The following is a 12,301-nucleotide window of genomic DNA, read 5'->3' on the forward strand; positions in this document are numbered from 1 at the left end:
TTGCACAGAAAAAATACTTCGTTCCAAAACTTACCCTTTTCAAAACTTTTTAAAACATATACATCTGACTTCTCGAAGGTTGATCCCTTCTACAGCACAAACCCCTTTGATAAGGAAGCAGTCCTAGAAAAAGCTAATCAGCTTCACTTATCAGGAGATCGATCTCGCACAGTAGAGATCCTAAAAGAATTTAATGAACCGTTTGATGTGCATGAGCAGGCCCTGCAAAATATGGATCGCTTGCAGGAAGAAGAGACATTGGCCATTGTAACGGGTCAGCAGCTAGGCCTGTATGGCGGCCCGTTGTTCACCGTACTTAAGACGATTAGTGCCATTCACCTGTCCCGGCAGATGGAAGAACTGTTGGAGCGTCCGGTGGTTCCTATTTTTTGGCTGGCAGATGAAGATCATGATTACGATGAAGTGCGTAGCATTCATTTATTGAATCGACAGGATGAACTTCAGGATTTTGAGCTACCCAAGCGAACCTCGCCATTACCGCCAGTAGCAGATTTGTCATTACCCCCGGAGCTAAAGTTGCTCCGGAAAGAAGTACGGAATGTGCTGTACGAAACGGACTTTTCTGCGGATCTCTGGGAGCTGTTGGATCAACATTTTAGTCCCGGAAACACATTTTTGGAAGCATTTGGTGGCTTTATTAACCATCTTTTTTCGAAGCATGGGCTTATTTTAGCGGGTAGCAACCATCCGGATGTCAAAGCTCATACCAAAGAAATTCTTAAGTATTCAGTGAATGAAGCCGAAGCTATAAAAGAAGCTCTTGAGGAGCAGTCTGAGAAAATAAGCGAACAGTTCCATCAGCAAGTGACCCTATACGATTCCAACCTGTTTTTCCTTTCCGAGGAAGGCAATCGGTTGAAGATTAATGTTCAGGAGGATCATTGGACGACCGAGGAAGGTCATAAATGGACGACCGAGGAACTCCTGCAAAAGATAGATGAGATGCCGGAGCAGTTTTCACCCAACGTTTTTTTGCGGCCGCTGTTACAGGATGAGTTTTTGCCTACGCTGGGATATGTGGCCGGACCGGGAGAACTGGCGTACTATGGACAGATGAAAGAACTCTATGCTTGCTTTGACCACGAGATGCCCGTCATTTTTCCTCGACTGAGTGCCGCTATCATTGAGCCGTCCATTGAGCGAATTATTGACAAACTTCCCTTTGGGTACGAAGCGTATTCACAACGAATCGAAGATCTTGAATCGGCTTATGTGGAACAATCTGACCAAGTAGATATTGAAGCGATCTTTGATGGTTGGAAACAGAAAGTAGAACAAGCGATAGCCCCGGAGAAAGAGAAAGTAGCAGCAGTCGACCCAACTCTGGATGGAGCGGCCGGCAAGGCAACAGCCGTTTATTTCGGTGAGCTGGACAAGCTGAAAGGAAAGGTGTATAGGGCGGCCAAACAGCAGGATCAGACCCAGCTCAATCGTATCCGGAAAATAAAAAAGAATATTTTCCCGGATGGTTCGCTCCAGGAGCGTTCGATATCAGTCATCTATTTTATGAATAAATTTGGAGTTGAAATCTGGGACGAGCTCTTAGCCTCTCTGGAAGAAGGGGAAATATTCGATCAGCATAAGCTATTTTATTTACAGTCGTGATGGAGGGTAAGTCTAAGGAAGAGATACGAAAGCAGCTGCGGGCGAAGCGCAACCAAATCCCGGAAACTGACTTTATTCGGAAATCGCAGCTCATAATTAAGTTACTCCAACAGCAGGAGGAGTATCTCGCTGCTGAGAAAATCCACTGCTATGTATCGATGAATGGCCGGCGAGAGGTCAATACCCATCCACTTATTAAAGAAATGATAGCCAACAATAAGCAGGTAGTGGTTCCCGTCACAAATTTCCAGGAACAATCATTGGAACATTGTAAACTGGAGTCATTTGATGATTTGGAACTGAATAAGTGGGGGGTATTGGAACCTCGTGAAGGCGAGCAATATAACCTGGCAGCGCTTGATCTTATTATCGTGCCTATGGTCGGGGGGGATGAGCACGCCCAGCGCATTGGCTATGGTGGTGGCTTTTATGATCGGTTCCTCCAGGATTTGAAGTGCCCTACCATAGGTTTGTGCTTTGAGCAGAATATGGTCTCAGAACTTCCCACCGAGTCTTTCGACATTCCATTAGATAAAATCATCACAGAGAGTCGCATCATTATTTCGCAGCAAAAGAAGTAGTTCAGACAGGCGGCGCTATAGCTAATAAGAATTGCTTGGCAAAGTGATTCTTTGCATTTCTTATCAATTATTACTCTCTTAATGATCCCAAAAGTGCGTTGCAGGACAGGCACATACATAAGATTTCTAAGACATTAAGAGCAGAACATATATAGATAATAAAGGTACTACCATGAAGAGAATATATTGTGCTGTTTTATTAGTAATTACGATAACTACGCTGGGGAAAGCCCAGCAAACCCATTCTTCGGGCCAGCAAACTATTTTTGACAGGCTTCAATCTAACTTGCGAGTTGAGCTAAGTGGTAGTGTTATAACTGCTACGCATGGCATGCAGCTTACTTTTCCGGCATTTTGGATAGGACATCAAGTAAAGGTGGAACCACTCATTGGCTTCTTTTGGGACGACTTCTCCGCGCCAGCTCCTGAAACTGGAATACGGATGATCTATTATTTTAAAAGCCAGCCTTTAAATGGAGGCGTAGAGAACTCTCTTTACGCAGGACTAAGCGGTATGTCTACCAAATTTACACATTTCGGTAGAGAAGTTACGGATGTTGCGGTGGGTGGACTTGTATTAGGACATTCATTTGGATTGAGCTCCAGCATAGAACTTAGTCCGGAGATTCTTTTGGGATTTGATGAATCAAGTGAGTTTGAGCCCGAGGCAGGAGTGAGTTTGGTTATTCATTTCTAACATTAATCCGTTGAGTGGTTGAAACTAAGGATAAAGGCCTATAAACAGGCTTCAATCTCCCTAAATTCTTCTTACCGCCGGCAGGCGGTCATGGCTCCAAAGCCTGTCCCGAACACTTTCGGGGAGGGAATCTGCATTGCCCGCCCGGTAAGCAATCCGCAGCACTCATATGGAACAATGAGTTCCTCCTTGCGTGTCCCGAGTCCCGATTTTTCGGGAGGGGAGAAGGAGGTCAGGAGGATTGATTTGTTAAGTCTCACCCTATATTGGACGATTTTTAACCGCTAAACGCATAACATTATTTAAAAACTGGTGGATCAGTAGAAGGTTGATGCTCACTTGGGAAGTTGGAAGGCACAGGAAGGGTTACATTGCCTGTGGCAGTCCATTCGATACCCCGGGCTAACAAGGTGATAAATCCAACGGAAGAAACGCCGGGCTTATGATGGCCGGGCGTGAGACAGAAAATACGTCCCTGCTCGTGTCGGCGTACCCATGCTTGCGGGTTAAATGTACCATCCGGGCCTTTCGCTACAGCGAGGGTATGCAGGTTTGTATTGGGGCCGCGGAGGTGGTAGTACAGCTCATCGCGCGATTGCATCCATTTCTGGGGGAGCCCCTGCATGATCGGGTGATTCGGGTCTTGCGTATGTATTTGGAAGGTATCAATAGGGGCATGGCCCGATCCACCACCTTCGCCGGGCGGTCGGATGATTCGATTCTTTTCGTTGTCAAAGACCAGGCTGTGACCATAGTGGGCATCTCGTTCGCGATAAGCAATGCCGGTCCAATCATCAAAGATATCCTGGTTCCAGAATCCTGCGAGGGCTGAATGGGCCACAACCAAAGCTCCACCGTTGCGAACATAGCGATCCAGCTTCTTGAGTTTTGCTTCCGGAGCCTGCGACCAATAGTAGATAATAAGGATGGCATCATAATCGCTGAATTGTCCCTCCCATTTCCGCCAGTCTTCGAGCCCTTTGGCAATAAGATATTCGGTATCTATTTTGCCAAAAGCCTTAAGGCGAGACTCCATGATCTCGATATTACTTTCCCAGGGATGGTAGCCGTATGGAGCTGCCCCGGTAATGACCAGGGTCCGAATGGAGTCTTTTTCCGGGGTAGATACTGCCCACAACGGATCACCACCCAAGATTAACATAAGTATCATTCCTATAAGCCATCGACCATTTTTCATCGCAGATAATTTTTGGTTGAAGGGTAATGGGGGGATCAAAAGTCTTTATCGAACGTTAGGGTGAACTGAAACTGAATATTGATCATGAAAATTTAAAAAAATGACGGGATATTCCATTTTTTTGGCAAATTTGAATCATTTTAAGGTTCATGTTCAATTTTTTTTGAATTTTTATGTAAGGATTTCCTCCAAAATATATCTTACCTTTAAGCAGAACAATAAAAAAGAAGAGGTAAATTACTATGAGCTCATTAAATAAAGCAATGATCATTGGCCGGTTAGGTCAAGATCCAGACGTTCGCTATACGCAATCAAATACTGCTGTTGCTAACTTGTCTATCGCTACATCAGAGCGGTATAAAGACAAGCAGGGGGAGTGGAAAGAAAACACCGAATGGCATCGTGTGGTGGCATGGGGACGAACCGCAGAAATATGCCAGGAATACTTGAAAAAAGGTTCCCAGGTTTATGTTGAAGGTCCCATACAGACCCGCCAGTGGGAAGATAAAGACGGGCAGACCCGTTATACCACTGAGGTTAAAGCGCTGACGTTGACGATGCTCGACAGCAAAGGATCTGGATCTGGGGGCGGAGCAGAAAAAGCACCCAGCAAACCTGATAACGCACAACAGGTTTCCAGCAGTGTAGATCTAAACGATAATTTTGATGATATTGATGATGATCTGCCATTTTAAATCTAATGCCAACTATCTGAAAAAGCGGCAGGACTGAGTAAGTGTTGCCGCTTTTTTCATTCTTGCACCCAAAGTGCTAAGTGCATAGCTTTAAAGAAAAAATGAGGCCTGATTAGCTCGTTGAACGAACCGAACACTCTGTTATTTATTTTAACATCTTTATGGCAGCCGCAGAATGTGGTGGAGTTATCTACCGCACTCGACCCTGTGGCCTTAGGCATTCAACTGCTGTTGATCATCATTGGCCTCCTTTTTTCAGCGCTGTTTTCAGGTTCGGAAGTCGCCTTCTTTTCGCTCTCCAACCAGCAGGAGTTACTTTCAGAGAGTGAAAACGAACGATCTTCGGATCGGTTGATTGTCCGAATGCTGGACCATCCCCGTAAGCTTTTGGCTACCATACTGATTGGTAATACCTTTGCTAACGTAATTACATCGGTATTAGCCGCCGTTGTAACAGGCAATATAGTTGCCCAATTTGGGTTTTCTCAGTTCTGGGTGTACCTGTTTGAGGTTGTTGTACTCACATTTACCATCCTTATACTCAGCGAAATTACGCCTAAAATTATTGCTATCAACGAGCCGCTTAAGAACGCTCGTCGCATCAGCCGGTTTATTTATGTGATGTACGTGCTGCTTAAGCCGCTGTCGAGTATTATTGCCAACAGTACACTGAACTTGGAGGAGCGTTTGCCAAAGCCGAACAGTAAGATGACCTCCGAAGATATTATGACGATGGCGGAAGTCAGCGAAGAGGAGGGATCGTTGAAGCGAGACGAACGCGAGATCATCGAAAATGTGATTGAGTTTGGTAATATCAGTGTTCGAGAAATAATGACCTCGCGGGTTAATATCGTAGCTATTTCGGCGAACGACTCGCTGGACGAAGTGCTTACCCTTATCCGGGAAAAAGGGCTCTCGAGGATGCCCATTTATGATGCCGACCTGGACTCTATTATTGGAGTGATCCATTCAAAAGATGTGTTGCCCTATATTAATTCCGATATTGAACGAACGACCATCAATTGGCGCACCATCGCCCGCAAGGCTCTATTTATTCCCGCTACGAAGAAACTGGATGACCTGCTCAGAGATTTTCAGCAGGAGAAAACACATATCGCTATTGTTGTGGATGAATATGGAGGTACGGAGGGACTCATTACCCTGGATGATATCCTGGAAGAAATTGTCGGTGATATTTCGGATGAATACGACGAGACCGAAGAACAGCTTTTTACGCGGTTTCGCAGTGGCGTTTATGTCTTCGATGCTAAAATAGATCTGGATGATATGGAAGAAATCCTGGAATGCGAGCTCACCTCCGAGGACGATGATTTCGAGACATTGGGCGGACTGATGTATCATCTGACCGAACGTATTCCCAATGTGGGCGAGCGGGTGTATTATCGGAATATCGAATTTACGATCCATTCTGTACTCAAAAACCGGGTACGCAAAGTACGCGTGAAAGTACAGGGTAATCCTGCTAAAGCTTCACAAGAATCTTCAAAATCTAAAGATTAATTCCCCTTTTGTACATGTCTAAATCGATCGATGAAACCGTGCAGCATGATGTTGAACTACGTCCTTACAATACGTTGAATATTTCAGCCCGGGCACAATCGTTCGTTTCGATCCATTCTATTGAACAGTTGCAGGATATCCTGAAGAAAAAGGACCGGCATGAGGATATTTTTGTACTTGGAGGGGGCAGTAATATCCTATTTGCCAACGACTACAACGGCTTGGTTCTGAAGGTAGCTATTGAGGGAAAGAAAGTTATCCGGGAGACGGACCAACACCTTTGGCTGGAGGTAGGAGCCGGAGAAAATTGGCATCAGACCGTACAATATGCCGTGGAAAGGGGATGGGGTGGTATCGAGAACTTATCACTTATTCCGGGAACCGTCGGAGCTGCCCCCATCCAGAATATTGGAGCGTATGGGGTTGAACTCAAGGATGTTTTTGAAAAGTTGCAGGCTGTTGAAATTGCTACGGGAGAAGTGCATACCTTTAACAACGAGCAATGCCAGTTTGGCTATAGAGACAGTATTTTTAAAGGCAAGCTGAAAGAGCAGTATGTGATTACCCGAGTGGTACTTAAACTGAATAAGAAGCCTGTCCTAAACACCTCGTATGGAGCCATTCAGGCCGAAATAGAGGAGCGGAAAATTGAAAGGCCGACCATCCGGGATATTAGTGATATCGTGATTGACATCAGAAATAGTAAGCTTCCCCATCCTGATACCCTGGGCAATGCCGGGAGTTTTTTTAAGAACCCGGTTATTGATGTTGACCAGTATGAAAGGCTTAAGGAATCGTTTGCAGAAGTTCCCGGGTACCGGGTCAACGAACACCGGATAAAAGTACCGGCTGGCTGGCTGATCGAAGAAACTGGCTGGAAGGGAAAAGTGGTGGGGGATGCGGGAACGTACAAACAGCAGGCTTTGGTTATTGTCAATCATGGCGAGGCCTCTGCGGCCGATATTTTAAGTCTTGCAGAAGCTATCCAAGATGCGGTGAAAGAGCAATTTGGCATTAAGCTTGTTCCTGAGGTGAATATCATTGGGTAATACGAAGAAAGGCAACCGTGGCGATACGTACTTTACGAAACATCTTTTTAGAGCAGGATTGCAGTGTGCAACGAAGCTCTTTTACAAAGCCCACAATTATCCACAAAATCGTGAAGCGTTGCCGTTTATCCGGCATGCAAGGTACAATAAGAAGCTGCTAAAATCGCTGGTGCGATCTATCTATCCAGAGGGTAAGTTTATCGATGAAGGTTCGATAGCTGCATCAGTTGCAGAGACAAAAAGGCAACTGGAGAAAGATAATGTCATTCTTTTTGATGCCGTTTTTACTCATCAACAGATGATGGCAAAGCTGCCTGTTATTGTAAAAAGTGGGGACCGGATCACTGCAATCCACATCCGCACCAAGGCATTTAGTGCTCGTAAGCATCAACTATTAAATAATCGCGGGACGATTAACAGCAGGTGGCGAAAATACATGATCGATTTCGCCTTCCAGCTGCATGTCTTTAAACAGCAATATCCCGACTGCAGAATACTACCACTATTGGTGTTGCCCGACAAACTGGGCTATGCCCAAACGGATGCTCTGCCGATACAGTTACAGCCGTTGGCCCGGCATAAGGTGGCTTCCGATGTTTCTTCATCAAATCAACAGTTGTTGGTTAAGTTGGATGTCAGTGATCCGCTTGCTAAGGTTTGGGAAGATCCGGCTTTTGCAGAGGAACATTTCCCCAGGGCTACATTTGCAAAAAGTTTGGACTACTTGAAAGAGCTTTACCTGGATAAGGAGAAAACAAAACCGGAACTTGGCTATAAGTGCAAGTCATGTGAATTTAGAATTGAATCCAAGCGCAAAGCATCCGGGGTAAAAAGTGGATTTGCTCGTTGTTGGAAGCCAACGGAGCGCCCCGATCAGCATGAGGCTACCCATGTATTTGATTTAATTGGTCCGGGTACCAAGCCCTGGATACAGCAAGGAACTTTCTATGCACAAGATGTTGATGCTGGTGAAATACCATCAGTGGATTCGGTGGTACATGGCAAGGGACGTATCTCAGAAAAGCTGCGCCAAGCGCTGCAAATTCATAAAGCCAAAGGGGAGAAAGTTCCGGATGAAATCATTCGTCCCCCCCTCATTAAGGAACTTCGCCGTTGGAAATATCCGCTTCATTTTCTTGATTTTGAGGCTGGAAATTATGCCGTACCCATCCGCAAAGGACGTCCGCCATATCACTTGGTGGTCTTCCAGTTTTCGTGCCACACCTTACAGAAAGATGGTAGCTGGCAGCATCATCAGTGGATTGATGACTTAAGTAGTGGCTATCCCAACTATGAGCTTATCCGCCAGCTGATGAAGGTTCCGAACATTAAGGAAGGGACCATTGTGCAATATTCAAATTTTGAGCGGAATGCGCTTAAGGTTATAAGGAGAGAGCTTCGGGAAGAGGCGGAGGTAATTCCCGATAGTCAGTGGTTAATGCAGTGGATCGATCATATTGTAAATCGTAAGGATTCCAAACATCCACAACCACCTTATGTAGCTGATCTGAGCCGCCAGGTAAAACATTTTTATTATAACAGCCAGATGGAGAACTCGTTGAGTATTAAGGATGTTCTGCAATCGGCTATGTCACAGAGTGCTTTTTTAAAAGAAAAATATAGCAAGCCGTATCGCAGCCATAACTATGATGATATTGTTTGGTGGCAACCCAACGGGGATGGAGGAGCTCAGAATCCATATACTATTTTGAAAGAAAGCAGTAAAGGGGCTGTAAAACGGGGGACCGAAGCAATGGTACTTTATGGGAAACTTATTGCCGGAGGTATGAGTAAGAAAGAGAAGCAGGCCAGCAGGCAGTCATTGTTACGATACTGCGAGCTGGATACTTTGGCTATGGTTATGATCTATGAACATTGGAAGCAAAAGATGAATCAATTATATTAATTTTCTTTAACTGTGATTGTTTGTCGGTACTAATTATAAACTATTGGTGAGGTTTTTATGAGATTAAGTTGGATGCGTAATATAGTCTTTATGGTGCTAGTCGGACTTTTAGTGAGCTCTTGTGTGGTTCAACGGAGTCCGGTCACCGGGCAAAAGCGAGCCTATGGGTACAGCTGGGAAGAGGAGGTAAAGCTTGGCGCCCAGTCTGATAAACAGATACAGCAGCAGTATGGCCTGTATAACGATGAGGCTTTACAGAATTATGTGGACGAGGTAGCACAGGATGTGTTGGCAACCAGCCACATGCGGGGAGAAGGGACCGAAGAAAAATACAAAAATACAGAATTCTATTTCCGAGTGCTTGATAGCCCGGTCATCAATGCTTTTGCGTTGCCGGGGGGCTATGTGTACGTAACCCGGGGACTTTTGGGGCATTTGCGAAATGAAGCCCAGCTGGCCGTCGTCCTTGGCCATGAAATTGGTCACGTTGCCGCGCGGCACGCTTCTCAACGGGCTTTTGAGCAACAAGTGGGGCAACTGGCTCTGATTGGCGGGGCTGTAGGAGGGGAATTAATGGGACTCCCGGGCGGTGATATCCTGCAGATGGGTAGCCAGGCTGCACAGTTAATGTTTTTGAAGTACGGTCGTGATGATGAGCGGGAATCCGATCAGCTGGGGGTAGAGTATGCGGCAAAACAGCATTATATGGCCTCCGAGGGTGCAGACTTCTTTACTACACTTCGACGGATGTCAGAGCAATCCGGGCAGAGTATCCCTACCTGGCAGTCTACCCACCCGGATCCCTCCGCCCGGGCGAATACCATTCCACAATTAGCGGAAGAATGGCGTCAAAAAGGATACGAGCAGAATGTGACCGATCGCGATCAGTTTATGAGGGCCATTGATGATATCGTTTTTGGGATGAATCCACGTCAAGGGTTTACAGAAAACGGAATATTTTATCATCCTGATCTTGCTTTTCAGTTTCCTCATCCCGAGGGCTGGCAGGTTGTAAACCAGGCCAGCGCCGTACAGATGGTCAATGAAGAGCAAAACGCGATTATTGTGTTCCAAATTGATAGCAAAAATGATTCTCCCCAGGCCTCCGTTAAGGAGTTTCTCAACCAGGAGGGGATCACTTCTACCGGGGGAAGTGGAACTTCAAGCAATGGATTAAATGCCTACAGGGCCACCGCAAATGCAGAATCTCAGGATGGTTCCAAAGTACAATTCTACCTTTATTCTGCAGAGTATAATGGAAATATCTATCGCTTTGTCTGCTATACGCTTGCTGACCAGTTTGATAGTTATCAGAACCAGTTTGCCGAGACCACCGGTAAGTTTCGAGAACTGAATGACTCTGACATTCTGAATATCCGGCCGGCGAAGTTGCGAGTTTATCAGGCCGATCGGTCTGGAACGCTTCAATCCTTCTTGCCGGATAACCTGCCGCTGGATATTACGGCCGAAGATGTAGCTATTGCCAACCAAATGGAGCTCAGTGATAGAGTGGAAGCGGGCACCTGGATTAAGATTCCCCGCCAATAAAGAGATCGCCCCATAGTTTAATCAAAGAATTCCCCGAGGCTTGCCTCGGGGTAAAACAATGAAAGTTTGAAAACCTAAGGTTTTCATTAAGATAAGAAGTGAACATATTCCTGTTTTAATACCTCGGGACTCTGCCCCGAGGATTGTTTATTGTGAGTAAAAATTTCACACCCTCTTTCCCAGGGAGAAGTTTTTACTCTCTATGGGCTATTTATCGTTTGTCATGGGAAAGGTAGGGGGCGTCCCACTTTTTTGACCCTTTTAGGAAGGCGGGACTTATACCTCAAACTCATAAATTTGTTCCCCGGAAAATTCACTGTACTCTTTTAATAACTTCGATTTTAAAAAGTCGGCTGTATGTTGAATTCTATAAAAAAACCGTTTTTAGCTTCTTAATGGGGTTTTTAGGAAAGAGCGCCATTCTATTTACAGAGAAAAATGCGAAGAGAGAACAGGCCTACCGTCAAGTAGTCATGGGTAAATGACTAAATGTCCTTCTCCAGATGTAGGGTACTGACATACGCTATAAAGAAAAGAATTAGGAAAAGCTAATAAAGAAGGATTTAACGACTATTTCGGCACTTGATTTACTCTTCATAAGCTATGAAAAAATAGCGACTTAGGTTCTGGAAGAATTGATGTAAAAATTCGTTTTAGCAGACAGTAATAGTGTTATAGCATGTAAATATTGGCACGGGGATTGATACATAGAGGGGCAAAGAGGTACAGATCACTACAGTATGTTCTCATAATAAAGTACGGGAATCGGCACACAAATAAATGCCCTACACCGGCTAAATACAGAGAGAAAAAGTTGTCAGAAGTTTCATAGACAATTTTTCTGAAAAAGCTTTCGAGCTTTGAAAGAAAGATTACCGTGGAAGAACTGAACCTCACCTAAACATGTCGCTGGAAAAACCGGCGGCTAACAAAACACACATATAATAAAACAAATAGGTAATAATCATGGGACAGCAACAACTATTACTCGTAATTCTTGTTACTATCATCGTAGGAGTCGCAACCGTCGTAGCCATCAACATTTTCGGCCAAAGTGCCGCAAATGCTAATATTGATGCTACGCGTCAGGATGTGTTAACCTTGGCTGCACAAATGCAAGGTTATGCACTTAAGCCCGAACTGATGGGCGGCGGTGGCGGTGACTTCGTCGATTTAACTGTTGATAAGTTGGGTTTTGGCTATGACTCAGACAACAGTACAAGTGGTGTTGATTTTGTAAATGCTAATGCGCATTTCGTAATTGATCCTGCTACTGGCGGTATCACAGCTACGCCGGTCAGAATAGATGGATCCACTGATTGGACTACAGAAGATTTTGTAGCCACAGTAACTATGGACGATATCACATTTGACACTGTACCAGCCAAATAAAAGTAACCAATCCAAAGGTTTAGCAAAAAGCTTTGCATATACTGAAGATTGGTAAGAAATAAAATTCGAGTAAGGAGGGGCTGGTATC

General features: G+C 45.0%; 10 protein-coding genes. 9 read left to right on the forward strand and 1 reads right to left on the reverse strand.

The window, feature by feature from the left end:
- From bshC to J6I44_RS08005, 3 genes are all read left to right on the forward strand, one after another.
- Positions 1–1,626 (forward strand): bacillithiol biosynthesis cysteine-adding enzyme BshC, encoded by a 1,626-nt coding sequence (bshC, locus tag J6I44_RS07995; protein ID WP_265765528.1) that lies wholly within the window; start codon positions 1–3, stop codon positions 1,624–1,626.
- On the forward strand, positions 1,626–2,207 hold the full coding sequence (locus J6I44_RS08000) for a 5-formyltetrahydrofolate cyclo-ligase (RefSeq protein ID WP_265765529.1): 582 nt from the start codon (positions 1,626–1,628) through the stop codon (positions 2,205–2,207). Before bshC ends, J6I44_RS08000 begins: the two co-directional genes overlap by 1 nt.
- Positions 2,208–2,379: 172 nt before the next feature.
- Entirely contained in the window at positions 2,380–2,904 is a 525-nt protein-coding gene (locus J6I44_RS08005; protein WP_265765530.1) for a hypothetical protein, read from the forward strand.
- Between the two features lie 298 nt (positions 2,905–3,202).
- Here the strand turns inward: J6I44_RS08005 and J6I44_RS08010 are convergent, their stop codons facing one another.
- Positions 3,203–4,102 carry a ThuA domain-containing protein gene (locus J6I44_RS08010; protein ID WP_265765531.1) on the reverse strand — a complete coding sequence of 300 codons (900 nt, stop codon included), beginning with the start codon at positions 4,100–4,102 and terminating at the stop codon, positions 3,203–3,205.
- 242 nt (positions 4,103–4,344) lie between these two features.
- Here J6I44_RS08010 and J6I44_RS08015 point away from each other — a divergent pair, with 242 nt between their 5' ends.
- From J6I44_RS08015 to J6I44_RS08040, 6 genes are all read left to right on the forward strand, one after another.
- The gene (locus tag J6I44_RS08015) at positions 4,345–4,797 is read left to right on the forward strand and encodes a single-stranded DNA-binding protein (RefSeq protein WP_265765532.1); all 453 of its coding nucleotides are present in this window, start codon (positions 4,345–4,347) and stop codon (positions 4,795–4,797) included.
- A gap of 180 nt (positions 4,798–4,977) precedes the next feature.
- Positions 4,978–6,318, forward strand: a complete 1,341-nt coding sequence (locus J6I44_RS08020) for a hemolysin family protein (protein ID WP_265765533.1) — start codon at positions 4,978–4,980, stop codon at positions 6,316–6,318.
- A 14-nt stretch (positions 6,319–6,332) separates the two neighbouring features.
- Entirely contained in the window at positions 6,333–7,367 is a 1,035-nt protein-coding gene (gene murB, locus J6I44_RS08025) for a UDP-N-acetylmuramate dehydrogenase (protein ID WP_265765534.1), read from the forward strand.
- Positions 7,360–9,273 carry a DUF2779 domain-containing protein gene (locus tag J6I44_RS08030; protein ID WP_265765535.1) on the forward strand — a complete coding sequence of 638 codons (1,914 nt, stop codon included), beginning with the start codon at positions 7,360–7,362 and terminating at the stop codon, positions 9,271–9,273. The genes murB and J6I44_RS08030 overlap by 8 nt, the downstream gene beginning before the upstream one ends.
- A gap of 57 nt (positions 9,274–9,330) precedes the next feature.
- Complete coding sequence (locus J6I44_RS08035; RefSeq protein WP_265765536.1) at positions 9,331–10,821, forward strand: M48 family metalloprotease; 1,491 nt, start codon at positions 9,331–9,333, stop codon at positions 10,819–10,821.
- Between the two features lie 966 nt (positions 10,822–11,787).
- The gene (locus tag J6I44_RS08040) at positions 11,788–12,213 is read left to right on the forward strand and encodes a hypothetical protein (RefSeq protein ID WP_265765537.1); all 426 of its coding nucleotides are present in this window, start codon (positions 11,788–11,790) and stop codon (positions 12,211–12,213) included.
- Positions 12,214–12,301 lie beyond the last annotated feature (88 nt).

This window comes from Fodinibius salsisoli, assembly GCF_026229185.1.
Lineage (GTDB): Bacteria > Bacteroidota > Rhodothermia > Balneolales > Balneolaceae > Fodinibius > Fodinibius salsisoli.

Excerpts from the sequence above, each read along its gene's own strand:
- J6I44_RS08015 (WP_265765532.1), top strand. The coding sequence starts at position 4,345 with ATGAGCTCATTAAATAAAGCAATGATCATTGGCCGGTTAGGTCAAGAT.
- J6I44_RS08010 (WP_265765531.1), bottom strand. The coding sequence starts at position 4,102 with ATGAAAAATGGTCGATGGCTTATAGGAATGATACTTATGTTAATCTTG.
- murB (WP_265765534.1), top strand. The coding sequence starts at position 6,333 with ATGTCTAAATCGATCGATGAAACCGTGCAGCATGATGTTGAACTACGT.
- J6I44_RS08005 (WP_265765530.1), top strand. The coding sequence starts at position 2,380 with ATGAAGAGAATATATTGTGCTGTTTTATTAGTAATTACGATAACTACG.
- J6I44_RS08035 (WP_265765536.1), top strand. The coding sequence starts at position 9,331 with ATGAGATTAAGTTGGATGCGTAATATAGTCTTTATGGTGCTAGTCGGA.
- J6I44_RS08000 (WP_265765529.1), top strand. The coding sequence starts at position 1,626 with ATGGAGGGTAAGTCTAAGGAAGAGATACGAAAGCAGCTGCGGGCGAAG.
- J6I44_RS08040 (WP_265765537.1), top strand. The coding sequence starts at position 11,788 with ATGGGACAGCAACAACTATTACTCGTAATTCTTGTTACTATCATCGTA.